The 18,171-nt window shown below is 72.4% G+C and carries 18 protein-coding genes, 1 pseudogene and 1 riboswitch; of the genes and pseudogenes, 7 read left to right on the top strand and 12 right to left on the bottom strand.

Annotation, left to right across the window (positions count from 1 at the left end):
- Positions 1–147: 147 nt before the first annotated feature.
- The 5 genes from IE212_RS30005 to IE212_RS29985 all read right to left on the bottom strand — a co-directional run bounded on the left by IE212_RS30005 (position 148) and on the right by IE212_RS29985 (position 5,842).
- Positions 148–978: an ECF transporter S component gene (locus IE212_RS30005; protein ID WP_190201110.1), complete on the bottom strand. Its 831-nt coding sequence runs from the start codon at positions 976–978 to the stop codon at positions 148–150.
- Positions 975–2,741 carry an ABC transporter ATP-binding protein gene (locus IE212_RS30000; RefSeq protein WP_190201109.1) on the bottom strand — a complete coding sequence of 589 codons (1,767 nt, stop codon included), beginning with the start codon at positions 2,739–2,741 and terminating at the stop codon, positions 975–977. The genes IE212_RS30005 and IE212_RS30000 overlap by 4 nt, the downstream gene beginning before the upstream one ends.
- Positions 2,738–3,865 (bottom strand): CbiQ family ECF transporter T component, encoded by a 1,128-nt coding sequence (locus IE212_RS29995; RefSeq protein WP_229864637.1) that lies wholly within the window; start codon positions 3,863–3,865, stop codon positions 2,738–2,740. The genes IE212_RS30000 and IE212_RS29995 overlap by 4 nt, the downstream gene beginning before the upstream one ends.
- 124 nt (positions 3,866–3,989) lie before the next feature.
- A complete protein-coding gene (locus IE212_RS29990) occupies positions 3,990–4,613 on the bottom strand; it encodes an SCO2322 family protein (protein WP_190201107.1) in 624 nt (207 codons plus the stop codon).
- Entirely contained in the window at positions 4,610–5,842 is a 1,233-nt protein-coding gene (locus IE212_RS29985; protein ID WP_190201106.1) for an SCO2321 family membrane protein, read from the bottom strand. Before IE212_RS29985 ends, IE212_RS29990 begins: the two co-directional genes overlap by 4 nt.
- Positions 5,843–5,952: 110 nt before the next feature.
- Positions 5,953–6,099: riboswitch (cobalamin riboswitch) on the bottom strand.
- 292 nt (positions 6,100–6,391) lie between these two features.
- Between IE212_RS29985 and IE212_RS29980 the strand changes: the two genes are divergently transcribed.
- Together IE212_RS29980 and IE212_RS29975 are read left to right on the top strand one after the other, a co-directional pair.
- A complete protein-coding gene (locus IE212_RS29980; RefSeq protein WP_190201105.1) occupies positions 6,392–7,207 on the top strand; it encodes an SAM-dependent methyltransferase in 816 nt (271 codons plus the stop codon).
- Between the two features lie 134 nt (positions 7,208–7,341).
- Positions 7,342–7,485, top strand: a complete 144-nt coding sequence (locus tag IE212_RS29975; RefSeq protein ID WP_190201104.1) for an LPXTG cell wall anchor domain-containing protein — start codon at positions 7,342–7,344, stop codon at positions 7,483–7,485.
- On the opposite strand, the gene IE212_RS29970 is transcribed toward IE212_RS29975, so the two are convergent.
- Both IE212_RS29970 and IE212_RS29965 read right to left on the bottom strand, forming a co-directional pair.
- The gene (locus tag IE212_RS29970) at positions 7,448–7,864 is read right to left on the bottom strand and encodes a helix-turn-helix transcriptional regulator (protein WP_373301450.1); all 417 of its coding nucleotides are present in this window, start codon (positions 7,862–7,864) and stop codon (positions 7,448–7,450) included. The genes IE212_RS29975 and IE212_RS29970 overlap by 38 nt on opposite strands.
- Positions 7,865–7,940: 76 nt before the next feature.
- Positions 7,941–8,582: a maleylpyruvate isomerase N-terminal domain-containing protein gene (locus IE212_RS29965; RefSeq protein WP_190201102.1), complete on the bottom strand. Its 642-nt coding sequence runs from the start codon at positions 8,580–8,582 to the stop codon at positions 7,941–7,943.
- A 147-nt stretch (positions 8,583–8,729) separates the two neighbouring features.
- On the opposite strand from IE212_RS29965, the gene IE212_RS29960 reads away from it, so the two are divergent.
- The gene (locus IE212_RS29960; RefSeq protein ID WP_190201101.1) at positions 8,730–9,368 is read left to right on the top strand and encodes an HAD family hydrolase; all 639 of its coding nucleotides are present in this window, start codon (positions 8,730–8,732) and stop codon (positions 9,366–9,368) included.
- A 62-nt stretch (positions 9,369–9,430) separates the two neighbouring features.
- Here IE212_RS29960 and IE212_RS29955 read toward each other — a convergent pair whose 3' ends face one another.
- A complete protein-coding gene (locus IE212_RS29955) occupies positions 9,431–11,503 on the bottom strand; it encodes a bifunctional glycosyltransferase 87/phosphatase PAP2 family protein (RefSeq protein WP_190201100.1) in 2,073 nt (690 codons plus the stop codon).
- Between the two features lie 422 nt (positions 11,504–11,925).
- On the opposite strand from IE212_RS29955, the gene IE212_RS29950 reads away from it, so the two are divergent.
- On the top strand, positions 11,926–12,597 hold the full coding sequence (locus IE212_RS29950) for an O-methyltransferase (RefSeq protein ID WP_190201099.1): 672 nt from the start codon (positions 11,926–11,928) through the stop codon (positions 12,595–12,597).
- A 54-nt stretch (positions 12,598–12,651) separates the two neighbouring features.
- On the opposite strand, the gene IE212_RS29945 is transcribed toward IE212_RS29950, so the two are convergent.
- The gene (locus IE212_RS29945; RefSeq protein ID WP_190201098.1) at positions 12,652–13,044 is read right to left on the bottom strand and encodes an FHA domain-containing protein; all 393 of its coding nucleotides are present in this window, start codon (positions 13,042–13,044) and stop codon (positions 12,652–12,654) included.
- 113 nt (positions 13,045–13,157) lie between these two features.
- On the opposite strand from IE212_RS29945, the gene IE212_RS29940 reads away from it, so the two are divergent.
- Positions 13,158–13,565, top strand: a complete 408-nt coding sequence (locus IE212_RS29940) for a DnaJ family domain-containing protein (protein WP_190201097.1) — start codon at positions 13,158–13,160, stop codon at positions 13,563–13,565.
- A 12-nt stretch (positions 13,566–13,577) separates the two neighbouring features.
- Here IE212_RS29940 and IE212_RS29935 read toward each other — a convergent pair whose 3' ends face one another.
- Together IE212_RS29935 and IE212_RS29930 are read right to left on the bottom strand one after the other, a co-directional pair.
- Positions 13,578–14,207 (bottom strand): hypothetical protein, encoded by a 630-nt coding sequence (locus IE212_RS29935; protein ID WP_229864636.1) that lies wholly within the window; start codon positions 14,205–14,207, stop codon positions 13,578–13,580.
- A 3-nt stretch (positions 14,208–14,210) separates the two neighbouring features.
- Positions 14,211–14,942, bottom strand: coding sequence for a hypothetical protein (locus IE212_RS29930; RefSeq protein ID WP_190201096.1), 732 nt, complete (start codon positions 14,940–14,942; stop codon positions 14,211–14,213).
- Between the two features lie 158 nt (positions 14,943–15,100).
- Between IE212_RS29930 and IE212_RS29925 the strand changes: the two genes are divergently transcribed.
- Positions 15,101–15,592 (top strand): GNAT family N-acetyltransferase, encoded by a 492-nt coding sequence (locus IE212_RS29925; protein ID WP_190201095.1) that lies wholly within the window; start codon positions 15,101–15,103, stop codon positions 15,590–15,592.
- A gap of 19 nt (positions 15,593–15,611) precedes the next feature.
- Here the strand turns inward: IE212_RS29925 and IE212_RS29920 are convergent, their stop codons facing one another.
- Entirely contained in the window at positions 15,612–17,684 is a 2,073-nt protein-coding gene (locus IE212_RS29920) for an MDR family MFS transporter (RefSeq protein WP_190201094.1), read from the bottom strand.
- Positions 17,685–17,844: 160 nt separating this feature from the next.
- On the opposite strand from IE212_RS29920, the pseudogene IE212_RS35200 reads away from it, so the two are divergent.
- Positions 17,845–18,171, top strand: a pseudogene (locus IE212_RS35200) (peptidoglycan-binding domain-containing protein); the annotation flags it as partial.

Genomic DNA, 18,171 nt, shown 5'->3' with positions numbered 1-18,171 from the left:
GTCGCCCAGGGAAACAGGGCTCGAGCCGCGCCCGCAAAGACTCCTCTTACTAGGCTCGGCCGCATGTGGGGGGTGGGGCCGCGTACGTGACCTGGGGATTGTGTCTACGGCCTCGCTTCGTACGTGACGTGGGTCATGTGGGGGGCTTCACTTCGTGGGTGTCTCGAAGGTGACCGGTGTCTCGAAGGCGGCCCGGCGCGTGGCGCGGCGCAGCGCGCGGAGCACCGCCGGGCCGAGGGCGAGCGTCAGCACCACCGTCACGGCGGCCCGGCCCAGGTCCCAGCCGAGCGAGGTGGCCAGGCAGTAGGCGAGGAAGCGGGCCAGGTTGGTGGCGACCGTCGCCTGCGGGTCGAAGGCGACGTTCGAGGCGAGGGCGCTCATGAACGGCCAGCCGGCCAGGTTCATCACCGTGCCGTAGGCGAACGCGGCGAGGAAGCCGTACGCCGCGAGCATGGCGAGTTCCGCCCGGCCGCGCAGCCGGTCCGGGCCGGGCAGCAGACCCGCGCCCATCGCGAACCAGCCCATCGCCAGCATCTGGAACGGCATCCAGGGGCCGACCCCGCCCGTGAGCAGCGCGGACGCGAACATGGTCACCGAGCCGAGGACGAACCCGAAGCCCGGCCCGAGGACCCTGCCGCTCAGCACCATCAGGAAGAACATCGGCTCGATACCGGCGGTACCGGCGCCGATCGGCCGCAGGGCGGCCCCCGTGGCGGCCAGCACGCCCAGCATGGCGACCGCCTTCGGCCCGAGACCGGACTCCGAGATCGCCGCCGCCACCACCGCCACGAGCAGGACCAGCAGGCCCGCGAAGAGCCAGGGCGCGTCCTGCGCGTGGGCGCTGAGCCGCGAGGTGGGCGGCGTCAGGAACGGCCAGCCGATGCCGACGACGCCCACGGCGCTGACGAGGATCAGGGCGGCGAGCGAGCGGGGGCCGAGACGGACGGCCCGGGCCTGCTTCTGGTCCTGCGAGTTCACGAGTCGGCCCCGGGGTGAGGATCCGGGTGATCCGGGTGGAGCGCCGCGCGGACCTGGGAGACCGTGAGCCAGTGCTGCGGGGCCAGGATCTTGGCGACCTGCGGGGCGAAGGACGGGGAGGAGACGACGACGTCGGCCGTCGGGCCGTCGGCGATCACCTCGCCCTCCGCGAGCAGCACCACCCGGTGGGCGACCTCCGCGGCCAGCTCCACGTCGTGCGTGGCCAGCACGATGGCGTGGCCCTCGCCGGCCAGGCCGCGCAGTACGTCCACCAGGCGGGCCTTCGCCGCGTAGTCAAGGCCACGGGTCGGCTCGTCCAGCAGGAGCAGCGGGGGCCGGGCGGTCAGGACGACGGCCAGGGCGAGGGCGAGCCGCTGTCCCTCCGAGAGGTCCCGGGGGTGGGTGTCGTCTGTGACCCCGGGGAGCAGCTCGGAGACCAGGGCACGGCAGGTGCCGGGGTCCGCGCCCGCGTCCTGGTCGGCCGCCGCGCACTCGGCGGCGACCGTGTCGGTGCAGAGCAGGTCGCGTGGTTCCTGGGGGACCAGGCCGACCTTGCGGACGAGGTCCTGCGGGGCGGTGCGGTGGGGGGTGGCTTCGCCGAGCCGGATGGTTCCGGAGCTCGGCGTGACCAGGCCGACCAGGGAGTTGAGCAGGGTGGATTTTCCGGCGCCGTTGCGGCCCATCAGGGCGATGGTCTCGCCGGGGGTGATGGTGAGGTCGATGTGGCGCAGGGCGGTGATGTGGGCGCGGGTGACGGAGAGGGCTTGTACTTCGGCGGTGTGGGGGGAGGGGGTGGTGGGGGCGGCGGGGGTGGTTCGTGTGCGCCGGAACCAGCGGCGGGGGGTAGGAGCGCCCAGTAGCTCGGGTGGTGTGCGTAGTTGGCGGCTGCGGGTTGTGTGTGGCTGGTCGCGCAGTTCCCCGCGCCCCTGAGGGGCGATGTCGTTCTCACCGTCGAGTTGTCGCCGTAGGTCTCCCGCCCTTCGCCGCGCGTCCCGGACGGTGAGCGGCAGCGGGGACCAGCCCGCCAGGCGGCCGAGTGCCACCACCGGTGGGTATACCGGGGACACGGCCATCACCTCGGCCGGGGTGCCCAGGACCGGGGGCTCGCCCGGGCCGGGCAGGAGGGCGACCTGGTCGGCGTACTGGATGACACGCTCCAGGCGGTGTTCGGCCATGAGGACCGTGGTGCCGAGGTCGTGCACGAGCCGCTGCAGGACCGCCAGGACCTCCTCGGCGGCGGCCGGGTCGAGGGCGGAGGTCGGCTCGTCCAGGACGAGGACGCTCGGGTGCGGTGTGAGGACCGAGCCGATCGCGACCCGCTGCTGCTGGCCGCCGGAGAGGGTGGTGATCGGGCGGTCGCGCAGGTCGGAGAGGCCGAGGAGGTCGAGAGTCTCCTCGACGCGGCGGCGCATCACGTCCGGGGCGAGGCCCAGCGACTCCATGCCGTAGGCGAGTTCTTCCTCGACGGTGTCGGTGACGAAGTGGGAGAGGGGATCCTGGCCGACGGTCCCGACGGCGTCGGCGAGTTCGCGCGGCTTGTGCGTACGGGTGTCGCGTCCGGCGACCGTGACCCGGCCGCTCAGGGTGCCGCCGGTGAAGTGCGGCACGAGCCCGCTGACCGCGCCCAGGACGGTCGACTTGCCGACGCCGGACGGGCCGGCCAGGAGGACGAGTTCACCCTCCGGTACCTCGAAGTCGACGCCCTGGACGGTGGGTTCGGCGGCACCGTCGTAGGTCACGGAGACATCCTCGAAGCGGATCACGACGGCTCCTTGGGATCGGGGGTGACGAACGCGGGCAGCAGCCCGAGGAGAATCGCCGCCGCGGGCCACAGGGGAAGCGTGGGGGCAACGAGCGGCACCACGCCGGGGTGCAGGGCGGCGGGGTCGTGGGCCGCGGCGAGGGTGAGGAGTGCGGCGACCGCGACACCGGAGGTGGCGACCAGCCAGGCGCGCACGTCCCAGCGGTCCGGGCGGTACCGGGTGCGCGGGGAACGCCGGCCGCCGAGTCTGAGTCCCGCGAGGGCGGCGGCGAGACCGATGAGGAGCACCGGGGCTCCGTAGGTCTCGCCTTCGGCGGTGAGCAGGCCGTACGTTCCGGCGCAGACGCCGAGCAGGCCGCCGAGGGTGAGGGCGGCGGTGGTACGGCGTACGGCGGTGGGGACCTGCGCGGTTCGGCCGTAGCCACGGGCGTCCATCGCTGCGGCGAGGGAGACGGAGCGCTCCAGGGCGCCCTCCAGGACCGGCAGCCCCACCTGGAGCAGGCCCCGGATGCCGTTGTCGGGGCGGCCGCGCAGGCGGCGGGCGGCGCGCAGACGCTGGACGTCGGCGATGAGGTGGGGCGCGAAGGTGAGGGCCACGACGACCGCCACGCCCATCTCGTACAGGGCGCCCGGGAGGGACTTGAGGAGACGGGAGGGGTTGGCGAGGGCGTTCGCGGCGCCGACGCAGATGAGGAGGGTGGCCAGTTTCAAGCCGTCGTAGAGGGCGAAGGTGAGGGCCTCCGCGGTGACCTCGCCGCCGAGGCGGACGCCCTGGGCCCAGGCGGGGAGGGGCATTTCGGGGAGGGTGAGGAGGGTGTGCGTGCCGGGGATGGGGGAGCCGAGGAGTGTCGCGAAGAGGAGCCGGATGAGGAGGACGGCGAGGGCGAGTCTGGCGAAGGCGCCGTAGGAACGGGACCAAGGGGTGTTCGGGCGGCGGGTGGCCACGACGTACGCGGAGACGGTGATGAGGAGAGTGAGGAGCAGGGGGTTGGTGGTGCGGGTGGCGGCGGTGCCGAGGGAGAGGGACCAGAGCCACCAGGCGCCGGGGTGCAGTTGGGCTCGGCGCTGGGGCTGGGGGCGGGGCGTTTGCGCAGCCCGGCGGATCGGGGTGCCGCCTGCGCCCACCCTCCCCCAAGCTCTCGGCTTCTCCCCCAAGTTCTCGGCTTCGCTCGAACAGGGGGGACCCCCATGAGCAGGGGGGACCCCCATGGCCCCAGCGGCACGACTGCCCGCAGGCTGGGTGGTACCACTACCCACGTCGGCGTACCTGCCAGATCGTTGCCGTGCCCAGCAGCACGATCACAGCGATGCCTGCGAACAGGCCCAGGGACGGGCCGTTGTCCGGATCGGTCTGCTTCTTGGCCGCGGGCTGGTTCTTCGACACCTGCTCTCCGCAGCCCTTCTCCGGGTAAGCGGCGATCGCGCACAGCAGGGCGTTCGTGTCGTAGCGGAGGGGTTTGGCCACTGTCGCGAGGGCCTCTGCGGTGGTCGCGTCGGAGGAGACCCGGGCGCAGGCCGTGCGGGTGGCGGGCGGGGTTTCGCCGGGCGGGGCGTCCGCCGCCGTGCCGAAGTCGATGAGGAGGGCCACGCGCTTCCTGCCGTCGCGCGCGGGCGTCTTCGCGCAGATCGTGCCGAAGTCGGCGTCGCCGCGCGGTCGGGCCGCGTCCGCCGAGTCCTCGCTCACCGCGAAGCGGAAACCCTGGACGGCACCGTCCGCGGGCCGGGACGTGGACGGGCCCTGGGTCGCGTAGACCCAGTGGCCGCCGTCGCGTTCCCAGAACGCCCAGTACCGGTAGCCCGCGGCCTGCGCCTGGCCCGCGCCCGCGCACAGCACGAGCGCGGCCAGGAGGAGGAGAACGGCCCGGCGGATCACGGCTGCTGCTGCTTCCTGCGGCCGCTGCTGAAGAGGAAGCCGATGCCGATACCGGCGACCAGGCAGACGCCGACGTACCACCAGACGCCGAAGATGCCGGAGTCCGAGTCGGACTTCTTGTCGGCAGCCTCGGCCCCCTGGGCGGCTTGGGCGGCCTGCGGGGCCGGGCCCGTCGCGTTCAGCCGCTTCACCAGGTCCGCGCCGCCGAAGTCACGCGGGTTCGTGCCCGTGGCGTGGGCGGCGAGGATCAGCTGGGCGTAGGCGGCGGGGCCGTTCTGGGCCGCCCAGGTCGCCCCGTTCTTCTCCAGCCAGCGCAGGGACCTCTCGGCCTGCGCGGTGTCGCCCCGAGCGGCGAGCGCCACGACCGCGTCGGCCGTGTTGCCGTAGTCGGGCTGGGGGTCGGAGCCGGGGAGGGCGGAGGTGAGGTGGCTGTCGCCCTTGGCCAGGGTCTTCGTGAGGTAGCCGGCTCCGTTGGCCGCGGCCTGCTCCGGGGTGCCGGGCTTCTCGCAGGTCCCGCCCTTCGCGCCCTTCGCCGCCGCGCCGGGCTTCACCACCATGCCCTTGCCGAGCGCAGCCAGCACACCCGCAGCCGTGGCGTCCGCGTTGGCGGCCAGTTCGCCCTTCTTGTCCGGCTGGAAGGCGAACGCGCCCGCACCGTCCCCGTCACAGCCGAGGGTCAGCTTCAGCAGCGCGTCGTAGGGCGACTCGCCGCCCTTCTCGACTCGCTCCGGCTTCTCTCCGACGGCGGTGAGCGCGCCCACGACGACGGCTGTGGAGTTCGTGTCGCTGGCGCCGCCGGGCGCGTAGCCCCAGCCGCCGTCCTTGTTCTGGACGGACTTCAGCCAGCCGACGGCCTTCCCGGTGACGGCGTCGTGCCCGCCGAGCGCGGCGAGGGCCTGCACGGCGGCGGACGTCGCGTTGGTGTCCAGCATGGTCCTGGCGTCGCACGCGGTGGTGGGGTCGGGCCGGTACGAGGCGAACGAACCGTCCGCGCACTGCTGCCGCACCAGCCACTCCACGGACTTCGCCGCGGGCTTCACCCCCACCGTGTCCTGCGCCAGCAGGGCGAGCGACTGGCGCCACACGCCGTCGAACTTGGGGTCCTTGTCGCCGTACAGGGCGGACGGGAACGCCTGGGACGCGGAAGGGGACGGGGTGGCGGCGGCCTGGGTGGCGGCGCCGATCACGGCGACGGCGGCCAGGACCGCGGCGCTGCGGCGGACGTTCATGATCGGCGGGTGCCTCTCCCTGTGGGGGAGCCGGGCAGCACGGGACACCCCGGCGGCTCGGCTCCGTATACCTCGACGGTGCCGTGCGCCGGCGGGCTGCCGGGCACGTGAGCCGGTCACGAACCGTACGGGGCGATCCGGCTCACCGCCTCGGCGGCTTACGGTTGCGGGTCAGCGCCGGAATTGCACCGGCTTCCCCCCGTACGGGTGATGACGACCGCCCCACTGTACCCGTACGTAAGGAACCGGCCGAGGGTGACTTCGGGTCATGCTCACCACACCACCGGGGAGGCGGCTCGGCACGCGCGGGCCAACGGCTGTCCGGCGCCCAGGACCGCCCGTCCGGCACACGCACCGGCCGGTGCACGCTGGACGTGACCGAGGCGGGCTCGATCCGGCCCGCCCTGACAAAAGGCCCAGAGCCGCCGTGCCGCCGACCCGGCCACGAGGTCGGCCGAAGTGGAACTCCTGGGTGCGGCCGAGGAGTTGATCCTGTCTGAGAGGCAAACAAGTTAACGTGGGCCTCCACGACCACACGCAGGAGCGTCCATGACTGATCAGGTGGGGAACTCCGAGCAGGAGCCACTGCCCAAGATCGACACCTCGGTTCCGCACTCGGCCCGGATCTGGAACTACTGGCTGGGCGGAAAGGACAACTACGAAGTCGACCGTGTGGCCGGCGACGCGTTCCGTGAGATCTTCCCGGGTATCGAGACCGGAGCCCGCGCCGCCCGCTACTTCCTCGCCCGCGCCGTCCGCCACCTGGCCGCCGAAGGGGGCATCCGCCAGTTCCTGGACATCGGCACGGGGCTGCCCAACGTGGACAACACCCACCAGATCGCCCAGCGGGTGGCCCCGGAGAGCCGGATCGTCTACGTCGACAACGACCCGCTGGTGCTGGCCCACGCCCGCGCGCTGCTCACCAGCACCCCGGAGGGTGTCACCAACTACGTCGACGCCGACCTGCGCGACCCGAGCGCCATCGTCCGGGAAGCCGGGAAGACGCTGGACTTCGAGAAGCCCGTCGCCCTCATGCTGATGGGCATCCTCGGCCACATCGAGGACCACGACGAGGCGCGCTCGATCGTGCGGCAGCTCGTGGACGCCCTGCCGGCCGGCAGCTACCTGGTGCAGTACGACTCCACCGACACCAGCGAGGAGTACGTCCGGGCCATCCAGCAGTACAACGACGGTGGCTCGATCCCCTACATCCTCCGCAGCCCGGAGCAGATCGCCCGCTACTTCGACGGTCTGGAACTGCTGGAGCCGGGCGTGACGTCGTGCTCCCGCTGGCGTCCCGACGCCGAAGCCCTGGGGCTGCCCGCCGAGGTGCACCAGTACGGAGGCGTCGCCCTCAAGCGCTGAGCGTCAAGGCGACGGCCTGAGGCCCACCCTCAGCCGTCGCTTCCCGCTTCCCGCTTCCCGCTTCCCGGACAACCGTGATCGAACTCGACGCCCGCGTTGAACCTCTCTATACGGACAACCGAGGGAGTCTCGTCATGGCCCTCGCTGTGCCACCAGCGGCGATGGAGTACCTGGCCAAGCCCAAGGGGCCCTCGTGGAGCCCCTTCCTGGCGATAGGCATGGTGGTGCTCTTCGCGATAATCATCGGCCTTCTCCTGGTGCGGCGGCGTCGCCGCTGAGCGCCGGTGCACCAGCCTCGGCAGTCGAGAACCGACCAGCAGATGTCGTTGCGTCGGCGGGGGTGTCCTCACGGTGCAGGAACGTGCCGAGCAGGTCGCCGACGGGGTGGTCGGCCTCGGCGGGGTGGCGCAGGGCGACGCCGGGGTCGATGGTGTAGCGGTTACGGCGACCGACGCGGGTGCGGGTGAGGTATCCGGCGGCTTCGAGGTCGGCGACGATGAGCTGCACGGCACGTTCGGTGATGTTGATGGCGTCAGCGACCTCCCGCAGGCGGATCTCGGGGTCGCGGGCCAGGGCGATCAGGACGCGGGCGTGGCTGGTCAGAAACGTCCACTTGTCGCCTCGCGCGGCGGAGGGCTGACTCATGAACCTCATCATACGAACCCGCCCTCACGGAGGGGGATTTGTTCGCGAAAAGCAATTGACGAACCATTCTTCGCGTTTTGACGGCTTCTCACAACACGCGCAGAGCCTGCCCGGCATCACGTTCCCGCCTGGCGAGCGCGTGCAGCACCGCCTGATCACCGTGCCGGTCACGGGCGGCCGCGAAGAGGACATCGACGGCAATGGCGAGCGTGGCGTCGGGTGTCCGGCAGTGAGCGTCCACGCTCAGGGCCAGGTCATCGAGGTGCACCGCCAGTTCGACGCATCGGGTCCGGAGATAGCCGTCGAGCAGCATCTCCTCGCCGGGCCGGTGGAGGACGGCCACGCGCCGGTCAGCAGGCTCTCGGCCCAGCCGTTGCGCCAGCCTCTGCCATGCGGCGCGCGTCTGTTCGGCCACGGCTGCGGGGCCGGCGGCTGCCGTCTCCTCGCTCCGCTCGCGCACGCCGACGTTGAGCGCGGAGTCCGGCAAGGACGTGCCGACGAGCCGCGCGTAGTAGCGCACCGGCGACACCGGCTCCGCGCCGACCGTCTCGCCGTCGAGGAACCATTCGACCTGCAGGACGCTGCGCGCGAGGTGACCGGCCAGTCCGCCCACCGTCATCCCCGGCAGCACCGACTCCTCGCCCCAGCGACGCGCCACCTCTTCCGTGGCCAGCAGGTGCACCGCCCGCTCCGCGCCCAGCAGGTATGCCTCGCGTGTCTCCTCAGTCATGCGAGACATCATGCCCACACCAAGATCGCCCAGCCGAGGTGTGGACGATCGCCTGGTGGGGCCAAGCCTCATCGCCGTCTCCCGTACTCACCTGTCGACCGCCTGGCATGATCGACGCCTGACCAGCGAACCGGGGGAACGCACCGCATGAAGTACGTACTGTTCGATGTCGACGGCACGTTGATCGACGCGGTGAGCAACCAGCGCCGGGTCTGGGCGACCTGGGCGGCGCGGCACGGGCTGGATGCGGACGAGGTCTACCGGGTCGCTCTGCGGACGCGGCCGATGGAGACGTTCGCCCAGGTCGCCGCCGACCGTGATCCGAGCGAGTGCCTGGCCCTGTTGCACGAGTTGGAGGACGACGACGTGCGGTCCGGCGTCTATTCGGCTTTCGACGGCGCGTCCGAGCTGTTGCACGGCTTGACGCCGGGGGCCTGGGCGCTGGTGACCTCGAACTACGAGCACCGGGTGCGCGGCCGTTTCCTGCGCACGGGCCTGCCGATGCCGGACGTGATCGTGGACGCGGCCGCGGTGGAGGAGGGCAAGCCCTCTCCCGTGCCCTATCTGCAAGCCGCTGCGCGACTCGGTGCCGACCCAGGAGAGTGCCTGGTCATCGAGGACGCCCCGTCCGGGGTGCGGTCCGGGCTACGCGCCGGGATGACCGTGTGGGGCGTGAACGCCACCGTCGCGGTGGAGGGGGTGCACCGGCACTTCGTCAGTCTGCGCGAAGCCGTCCCGCACATCCTGGCCTGCCTGTCCGGCCCGCAAGGGACCGCGGCGCTCTGAGCCCGTCCGTGACGTGACGACCTGGCCGAAGAGGAACCAGTGGCTCACCGCAGGCAGGGGCGTCACCTGTCACAGCGACGAGCGGACCGCCCCACACCGGCGGAACCCCCGGCCCCTTCGCGCACCGCCGTCCCGGTGTGCCGTGCGCCGCCCGCCGGCCGGGGCCCCGTCAGCACGTACCCGAGCCCGAAGCCCGCGCCGACGACCATGGCCCCGCCCACCGCGTCCAGCACCCAGTGGTTGCCGGTCGCCACGACGGCGACGAGGGTGAACAGCGGATGCAGCAGCCCCAGCGCCTTCATCCACCGCCGGCGCGCCAGGACGGCGATCACGGCGCCGCACCACAGCGCCCAGCCGAAGTGCAGCGACGGCATGGCCGCGTACTGGTTGGTCAGGGCCGTGAGGGTGCCGTAGTCGGGCTGGGAGAAGTCCTGGACGCCGTGGACGGTGTCGATGAAGCCGAGCCCCGGCATCAGACGCGGCGGGGCCAGCGGGTAGAGCCAGAAGCCGGCCAGGGCGAGCAGGGTGGCGAAGCCGAGGGCGGAGCGCGCCCAGCGGTAGTGGGCGGGGCAGCGCCAGTACAGGACGGCGAGGACGGCCAGCGGGACGACGAAGTGCATCGACTCGTAGTAGAAGTCGCAGAAGTCCCGCAGCCAGTCGATCGCCACCACGGCGTGGTTGGCCCAGTGCTCGATGGCGAGGCGCAGGGAGCGCTCCAGGCCCAGGATCTGCTGTCCGTGCTCCTCGGCCTCGGCCCGGCCGGCCGAGTTGCTGCCGCCCGTGGCGGCGAGCCGGACCCGGGAGTAGGCGGCGTAGGTGACCCGGAGGAGCAGGAGCTCCAGGAGGAGGTTGGGGCGAGTGAGCACTCGGCGCAGGAACGGCAGCAGTGGCACGTGCCGGAAGCGGGCCGGGGCGGCCGGTGCGTACTCGGCCGGCAGGGGCGACCGGTAGTACGGCGAGGCGCGGGAGAGGAACGGCACGGCCGTGGCGGCGGCGAGGGCGGCCAGCAGGACGAGGTTGGTGCGGAGCGGGTCGAGCGAGGCCATGTCCGGCAGCAGCATCCTGGGCGGCAGGGTCATGACCAGGATCACGGCGGCCGGCCACACGTACCGGTCGGAGGTGCGCTTGCCGGCCCGGCCGACGACCGCGAGCAGCACCCACAGCAGCTGGTGCTGCCAGGCGGTGGGCGAGACGACGATCGCGGCACAGCCGGTGATCGCCACGGCGAGCAGGAGCTGGCCGTCGTCGAAGCAGCGCACGGCACGGCGCAGGGCCAGGACGGCGACGGCGGCGCCGAGCGTCAGGAGGAGCGCGACTTCGAGGGGGCCGTTCAGGCCGAGTCGCAGCAGGGCGCCGTGCAGGGACTGGTTGCCGACCTCGCCGGCCCGGCCGCCGAGGCCGGCGCCGGCCAGGTGGTGGACCCAGTAGGTGTGGGAGTCGTGGGGCATCGCGGCCCAGGCGAGCGCGGTGCAGACGGCGAAGGTGACGCCGGTGGTGAGGGCGGCGCGTCTGCGGCCGGTGAACCACAGCAGGGGGGTGAAGAGCAGCAGCGTGGGCTGGAGCGCGGCGGCGACGCCGATGAGCAGGCCGCTGGTCCGCTGGCCGTGGGCGGCGAAGCAGCCGAGCAGGACGAGCAGGACCGGGATGATGCTGGTCTGGCCGAGCCACAGGGTGTTGCGGACCGGCAGGGACAGCATGAGCAGGCCGATGGCGACGGGGGCGGCCAGCAGTGCGGTGCGGCGGCCGATGGGCTGGGGCAGGGCGCGGGCGGCGATCAGCCCCAGGGCGACGACCAGCAGCAGCGTGCCGAAGGTCCAGCCCCAGCCGAGGGCCTGTTCGGCCGAACGGGTGAGGGGCTTGAGGACGAGCCCGTTGAAAGGCGTGCCGGTGAAGCGGGTGGAGGCGTAGAGCGAGCCGTTCACGTGCAGCACGCCGTGCGGCCCGACCCAGGTCTCCAGGTCCGTCAGCCGCTCCCCGCGCGGACTGCCGAGGACGACGGCCACCTGCCGGGCGGCGAGGGCGGCGACGACCAGCCACAACCCCAGGCTGGCCACGCGCAGGCGCGTGCGGGCTCCGCCGACGGCAGTTGCTCCGAGGGCTTCCGTCGGTCGCCCGCTGCGCTCCGCATTCGACACGCCTCGCCAGCCTTGTACCCCGTATGCCCCCCTTCGTCCGGTTGACGATAGTGCGCGAGGCGGGCGGCTGCCTCTCGTGCACGCGAGCAGGGTCACATCAGGAAGACGTGAGGGCCGCTCGCAGCCGGGCAGGCTCCGCCTATCGTGCGATTCCAGCCCGTACGACAGCGCCGTCGCGCGGACCGCGTCCCTGTCCCGCCGAAAGGTGGGCGAGCGAGTCCTGCCGGAACCGGGCGTGACGTCGTGCTCGCGCCGGCGCCCCGACGCCGAAGCCGTAAGCCTGCCGCGTGATGACGCCCGCGCCCTCCATGGGGCGCTGAGACACGCCCTGAAAAGGCACTGACAGTGCGCCCGTGCACCAACTATCTTCGTCAGCGTCACTAGTTAGGGAAGCTAACTATGCGTACGAAAGGTTCAGGTGCATGAGCGAGTCGCACGTCTGGGACGAGGTCGACGCCTACTTCACCGCTCACCTCGCCCCGGACGACGAAGCCCTGGCGGCAGCCCTGCGCGACAGCGACGCCGCCGGGCTTCCGCACATCAACGTCGCGGGCAACCAGGGCAAGCTCCTGCAGCTCCTGGCACAGCTGCAGGGCGCCCGCCACATCCTCGAGATCGGCACGCTCGGCGGCTACAGCACCATCTGGCTGGGCCGCGCCCTGCCCCCCGACGGGCGGCTGGTCTCCCTGGAGTACGACCCCAGGCACGCCGAGGTCGCCGTCCGCAACATCGCCCGCGCCGGCCTCGACAAGCTCGTCGAGGTGCGGGTGGGACCGGCCCTGGAGTCGCTGCCCCGGCTGGCCGACGAGAACCCGCCCCCCTTCGACCTGGTCTTCATCGACGCCGACAAGGTCAACAACCCGCACTACGTGGAGTGGGCCCTCAAGCTCACCAGCACGGGCAGCCTGATCGTCCTGGACAACGTCGTCCGCGGCGGCCGGGTGACCGACGCGGAGAGCACCGCCGACGACGTGGTGGGCACCCGCGCCGCCATCGAACTGATCGGCAGCCATCCGAGGCTGAGCGGGACGGCGATCCAGACCGTCGGCATGAAGGGCTACGACGGGTTCGCGGTGGCGCGGGTACTGGCGTGATCCCGGCGGCCACGGCCTTCGCCGCCACGCCCTCCGCCGCCACACCTCCGGCGGTCAGACCTCGTGGAAGAAACCCACGTTGACGCTGCGCGGGGCGGTGCGGTCCTGGATGATGACCTCGCCGCTGCCGCCCCGGGGCAGCGGGACCGTCCCGCCGTAGGCGAGGGGCTGCACGTACTCCCCGACCGTCAGCCGGACTTCGGAGGACGGGTCGGCCTGGGAACCGCGCAGCCAGGTCAACTGCCAGGCCCCGTCGGGTCCGCACAGGAACTCCAGATGGACGCGGGAGACGAACAGCCAGTCGTCCGGCGTCGTGAGCCGGCACACGGACTTGTCACGGCCCACACGCAGCACGGCGCCCGGCTCGCTGGGCGCGTCGGCCATGAGCATGCCGGCCGTGGCACCCTCTTCCACCGCGGACACCGCGGCCATGGTGAGTTCGAGCACGTGCGTTCCCCCCTGAGACGTTCTGGACGGGCCCCCCAGGGCCTGCCTGAGCAGGCCTTGCGCCCGCCGAATGATAGAACGCCGGGCTGACCGGTGTCCGGCACACTGGAGTCATGACCGAGCGAAAGCCACCCGGCGTCGACTTCGGATCCTGGGTCGACAAGCAGATCCGTGACGCGGAGACCCGCGGTGAGTTCGACCGGCTGCCGGGGGCGGGCAAGCCGCTGCCGGCCGACGTGGACGCCGCCTACGACGAGCTGTGGTGGGTCAAGCGGAAGATGGCCCGCGAGGGGATCTCCGTCCTGCCGCCGACGCTGGCGCTGCGCAAGGAGGCGGAGGACGCGCTGCTCGCCGCGTACGCGGCGCCCTCCGAGCGGATCGTCAGGAAGATCATCACGGAGATCAACGACAAGATCCGCGACATGATGTTCAAGCCACCGCCCGGCCCCCCGCTGGGCAAGAAGCCGTACGACGTCGAGGACGTCGTACGGCAGTGGCGGGAGCGCCGGGCGGGCCGGTGACCGGCTGACGGCTCACACGTGCAGCAGCCGCTCCGCCAGTTCCCGGTAGTCCTTCAGAGCCAGCCGGAGCTGTTCGGTGTCGCCGCTCGACACGGGCGTGCCCTCACCCCCGTCCACATCCTGCAAGGACCTGCGCAGGGTGTGGCGGCGCTGGGTCACGGCCTCGGTGAACCGGGCCGTGATCTCCTCCAGCACGTGGTCGGCCTCCTCGACGGCGGCCCGGGGGCCGTCGACGAACCCGGCGACGGCGTGCTGCAACTGCGCGAGGAGCTTGTCGGACTCCTCGTGAGGGAGCAGGTGGGCGCCGCGAGTTCCGGAGGTCCCGGGGGTCCCGGGGGTTCGGGAGGTCCCGGGGGTCCCGGAGGTGCGGGCGGTTTCGGCGGTGGCCTTTCCGGTACCGGGGCCCAGGCCGTCCGGGCCGGCGCCGTGCGTGTCCGCGGGTCCGGCATCCGCGCCGTACGCGGCGCCACGATCCGCTTCCGCGCCGCGGGTGTCAGATGCGACCCCGCGCATGCCGGCGCGGTCGGTGTGCGGCCGCGTGCCGTGGCCGGTGCCGAGGGCCGTCTCGCCGCGGGCGTCGGGGATGATGGGGCTGCCGGCCACCGGGGTGTCGCGGTTCACGTCGCGGTTCATGTCGGGCATGCCTCAACTCTCCTTCGCCTGACGTCGGTGGAGCGCCCACGGCATGTGCCCGCCGCGGGTGGCCGGAGCCTTGCGGCCGCCGTTCAGTCCGGCACGGTGCCGGCCGCTCTCGTGGCGTCCGTCCTCGTGGCGTCCGTTCTCGTACCGTCCGCCGGTGTGGCCTCCGCCGTCGTGGCGGGCCGGCCGGACCAGCTCCTCGAACAGGGCACGGGCCGCCACCATGGCCTCACGCATGTCTTCCGTACCGGTGCCGCCGTCCCGGGCGTCCTCCGCGCGCAGATGCGCGGCACGGTGCACGCGCCGGTAGCCGTCCACGTGGTGGGCGTGGTGCACGGACAGCGCGGCGAGCTGCTCCTCGTACTGCCCGCCGCCCGGGAAGCCCCGGGCACCGGCGAGTTCGGCGAGCAACCGGTCCGCCTCGGCGACCGCCTCACGGGGCGAGTCGACGAACCGCTCCTGAGCGGCCGTCCAGCGCGCCTCGTACTGTTCGCGCTGCGCCGGCTCCAACGGCCGTGCGCGCAGGTCGCCGTGGCGGTGCACGCGCTCGGCGAGTTCGCGTTCGGCGGCCTTGGTGTCGCCGTCGTGCCGCGCGACGGCCAGGTCGTACTCGGGTCCGAAGCGCCGCTTCAGGCTCGGGCCACGCCGAGGCCCTCGGGCGCGCAGGGTCATGGCGGCCGCGATGATGACGACGACCGCCGCGATCACGATCAGAGCAATGATCAGGCCAGTGGACATGAATGCCTTCCGGGTTCTCGGCCCAACCGGCTCTCCTGGCGAGCCGGTTCGCCGCGTCGGGTAGCCCGGAAGTCCGCACCCAAACGACCCCCGCGGCCGAACGCCTCCTGAGATATCCGGTTGCGTACCCGGTACCGGGTACGCCGAGAATGCCGGGCATGACCTGGACCGTGGCCCCGGAACCGTACGACTCCCCCGTCTCCGCCGCTCTCTGGCGGGAGTACTACACCGAGGTCAGCGACCGCTGGTACCTGCTGCACGAGGGGCGCCGGACGGACCCGGACGAACTGGAGCGGGAGGTCGCCGCCCAACCCGGTGCCGATCTCGCACCGCCGCACGGGCGGTTGCTGGTCGCCCGTTACTGCGGTGAGCCCGCCGGTACCGCGGGTGTACGGCTGCGCGACGGCTCGGCCGCCGAACTCACCCGGGTGTTCCTGCGCCGGCCACTGCGCGGCAGGGGCGGCGCCGCGCTGCTGGTCCGGGCCGCCGAGGACGCCGCCCGGGCGCTCGGCGCCACCCGGATGATCCTCGACACCCGCGGCGACCTCGTCGAGGCCCGTGCCCTGTACGACCGCCTCGGCTACACGGAGACCGAGCCGCACAACGACGACCCGTACGCCGAGCACTGGTTCAGCAAGACGTTGGCGTGAACCCCGGGGGGTGCCCGGCTCAGTCGAAGCGCTGCACCGAAGGCGGCTCGCCGGGCCGCTCCCGCCGTGAACCGCACAGTTCGCCGTTCAGCTCCCGCACGAGCAGCACCAGGTCGGTGGGCCGGTCGGGCCCCCACCAGTCGCCGAGCAACCGGGCGAGGGACTCCTCACGGACCCGCGCCAGCCGTTCGGCGACCTCGCGTCCCCGGTCGGTGAGGACCAGGTCGACCCCTTCGCGTGCGGCGAGCCGCTGCTCCTCGGCCTGCCGGACGGCGTCCATGACCACGCTGAGCGGCACGGGCATGCGGTCGGCCAGCACGCCCGGTTCCACCGCGCCGTACCGCCGGATCCGCAACAGCAGCCAGCTCGTCGCGGGCAGCAGGTCGTAACCCGCCCGGGCGGTGATCCTCCGGTAGATCTCGCGCCGGCCCTCGCGGCTGCCGAGCACCGACAGCGCCCGGCACACCTCGTCGTACGAGGAACGCTCGACGGGGTTGCTGGCGAGGGTCTCCGTGACGTCGGGCGCGGTGACCGAGGCGCGCAGCCGGTCCTCCTTCAGGAACCAGGCGAGTACGAAGCCGAGGAGTGCGACCGGGGCGGCGTACAGGAAGACGTCCGTGATGGACACGGCGTAGGCGTGCAGGGCCGGCGGGCGCAGGTCGGGCGGCAGGGCGGCGATGCCGCGCGGGTCGGCCTCCAGGGCGTCCACAGAGAGGCCGGGCGGCAGTTGGGTGCCCCGGAAGGCGTCCGTGAGCTGGTCGCCCAGCCGTCCGGCGAAGATCGTGCCGAAGACGGCAACGCCGAACGAGGCGCCGATGGAGCGGAAGAAGGTCGCGCCCGAGGTGGCGACGCCCAGGTCCTCGTAGGGGACGGCGTTCTGCACGATGAGCACGAGGACCTGCATCACCAGGCCGAGGCCGAGTCCGAAGACGAAGAAGAAGCCGCTCAGTTCGGCGGTGGAGCTGTGCTCGTCGAGCTGGTGCAGCAGGAGCAGTCCGAGGGTGGTGACGCCGGTGCCGGCGACCGGGAACACCTTCCAGCGGCCGGTCCGGCTGACGATCTGCCCGGAGGCCGTCGAGGCCAGCAGCAGCCCCAGCACCATCGGCAGCATGTGCACGCCGGACATGGTCGGGCTGACGCCCCGCACGACCTGCAGGAAGGTCGGCAGGTAGGTCATCGCGCCGAACATGGCGAAGCCGACGACGAAACTGATCACGACGGAGAGCGTGAAGGTACGCACCCGGAAGAGCCGCAGCGGCAGGACGGGTTCGGCGGCCCGGCGCTCGACGGCCACGAAGGCGAGGGCGAGGACGGCACCCAGGACCGCGAGGCCGACGACCGGCGCGGACCACCAGCTCCACGTCGTCCCTCCCAGTGAGGCGACGAGGACCAGGCAGGTGGCGACGGCGGCGATGAGGAAGGTGCCGAGGTAGTCGATGACGTGCCGCCGGTGCCGGCGCGGGATGTGCAGCGCGGTGGCGATCACGGCGAGCGCGACGACACCGACGGGCAGGTTCACGTAGAACACCCAGCGCCAGCTCAGGTGCTGGGTGAGCAGCCCGCCGAGCAGCGGTCCGAGCACACTGGCCGCTCCGAAGACGGCCCCGAACAGCCCCTGGTAGCGCCCTCGTTCACGAGGCGGGACGAGATCGCCGACGATCGCCATGGACAACACGATCAACCCGCCGCCACCGAGCCCCTGCACGGCCCGGAAGGCGATCAGCTGGGCCATGTCCTGGGCCGTGCCGCACAGCGCGGACCCGACGAGGAAGATCACGATCGCGCTCTGGAACAGCCTCTTGCGCCCGTACTGGTCGCCGAGCTTGCCCCACAGCGGGGTCGCGGCCGTCGCGGCCAGCAGATAGGCGGTGACCACCCAGGACAGGTGATCCAGGCCGCCGAGGTCGCTGACGATGGTGGGCAGCGCGGTCGACACGATGGTCTGGTCGAGGGCGGCCAGCAGCAGACCGAGGAGCAGAGCGCCGAGGGAGACCAGCACGTTCCCGGAGACATGCTCCTGAGCTGGGGCACTGTGGCCCGTCGTCTTCGTCGTGCGCGTGTCCTCGGCGTCGAAGACCTCGTCTCCGGCCATGAGACCTCCCCAGGGCGGCTGTGACATTTTCCATCGTGACCGGTGTGACCCGCTATGGCCTGCCGAGCCCTTTTGGAAGCCGCCGTTCCGGGGGATCGCCGACCGCGTTGTGGAGAAGATCTGGATAACCTCTGAAGTTCGCGAGAGGAGGGAGAAACGCGTGGAACCGCCGAACGGTCACCCGTGCCAGGAGTGCGGCGCGCCCAGACGTCCGGACAAGACGCCCTCCTGCACCTGCGCCCGCCGCGCGGCGGAGGCCCTGCGCGACACCCGTACGGCTCAGGCAGCGGCGGCGGAGGACTTCGACCCGCTCCACATCCGCCCGTACGTCGGAATCGACGCGGCGGCGGGGCCGTCCGGCCCCGGGCGTGCCACGCGGGACTCCGTGCCCGGAGCCGTGCCGCGGCGCCCCGCCGACGGCGACTCGGCCGCCGCCCCGCAGGCAGAGACCTCGGGCCGGGTGCGGGCAGGCCGGCCGGCGGACGGC

This window comes from Streptomyces djakartensis (genome assembly GCF_014651075.1).
In the GTDB taxonomy this organism is placed as follows: domain Bacteria; phylum Actinomycetota; class Actinomycetes; order Streptomycetales; family Streptomycetaceae; genus Streptomyces; species Streptomyces djakartensis.
This window is presented reverse-complemented; position numbering and strand designations above follow the sequence as displayed.

Bases quoted from the DNA above. Each gene is read 5' to 3' on its own strand.
- IE212_RS29935 (WP_229864636.1), bottom strand. From the start codon at position 14,207: ATGCCCGACATGAACCGCGACGTGAACCGCGACACCCCGGTGGCCGGC.
- IE212_RS29960 (WP_190201101.1), top strand. From the start codon at position 8,730: ATGAAGTACGTACTGTTCGATGTCGACGGCACGTTGATCGACGCGGTG.
- IE212_RS29975 (WP_190201104.1), top strand. From the start codon at position 7,342: ATGGCCCTCGCTGTGCCACCAGCGGCGATGGAGTACCTGGCCAAGCCC.
- IE212_RS29930 (WP_190201096.1), bottom strand. From the start codon at position 14,942: ATGTCCACTGGCCTGATCATTGCTCTGATCGTGATCGCGGCGGTCGTC.
- IE212_RS29950 (WP_190201099.1), top strand. From the start codon at position 11,926: ATGAGCGAGTCGCACGTCTGGGACGAGGTCGACGCCTACTTCACCGCT.
- IE212_RS29985 (WP_190201106.1), bottom strand. From the start codon at position 5,842: ATGAACGTCCGCCGCAGCGCCGCGGTCCTGGCCGCCGTCGCCGTGATC.
- IE212_RS29970 (WP_373301450.1), bottom strand. From the start codon at position 7,864: ATGATGAGGTTCATGAGTCAGCCCTCCGCCGCGCGAGGCGACAAGTGG.
- IE212_RS29925 (WP_190201095.1), top strand. From the start codon at position 15,101: ATGACCTGGACCGTGGCCCCGGAACCGTACGACTCCCCCGTCTCCGCC.
- IE212_RS29965 (WP_190201102.1), bottom strand. From the start codon at position 8,582: ATGACTGAGGAGACACGCGAGGCATACCTGCTGGGCGCGGAGCGGGCG.
- IE212_RS29920 (WP_190201094.1), bottom strand. From the start codon at position 17,684: ATGGCCGGAGACGAGGTCTTCGACGCCGAGGACACGCGCACGACGAAG.
- IE212_RS29980 (WP_190201105.1), top strand. From the start codon at position 6,392: ATGACTGATCAGGTGGGGAACTCCGAGCAGGAGCCACTGCCCAAGATC.
- IE212_RS29940 (WP_190201097.1), top strand. From the start codon at position 13,158: ATGACCGAGCGAAAGCCACCCGGCGTCGACTTCGGATCCTGGGTCGAC.